The organism is Pseudomonas sp. 10C3 (assembly GCF_036346185.1).
GTDB lineage: Bacteria > Pseudomonadota > Gammaproteobacteria > Pseudomonadales > Pseudomonadaceae > Aquipseudomonas.
In genome coordinates this window covers 1-229 of record NZ_JASJVE010000241.1, presented here as the reverse complement: position 1 = coordinate 229, position 229 = coordinate 1, and the positions used below count along the sequence as shown (strand labels likewise).

The window sequence follows — 229 nt, the reverse complement described above, 5'->3', positions numbered from 1 at the left end:
AGCCCGAACCAATCCCCAGGCTGCCATCGGCATGCCGCTCCTGGCGCACGATCAATTGCAGTGAGCCATCTTCAGGGATTGAGGCAATGGAGTACTCGCGCATGTTCAGCGGGACTAATGCGTCGACCAACGCTTGGGCGTGCATGCCCACCAGGTGAGCGCGATTGTCCGGCAGTTGGCGGCCGCCCAGTGCCTGGGCCAGGGTTTCTTGCAGGCCATCGAGTTGCAC

The 229-nt window shown here is 62.4% G+C and carries 1 protein-coding gene; it reads right to left on the bottom strand.

Annotated elements, in window-relative coordinates; translation table 11 throughout:
• Positions 1 to 229 (bottom strand): hypothetical protein (locus QN399_RS26760; RefSeq protein ID WP_330201991.1); only part of this gene is annotated, 229 nt, incomplete at both ends.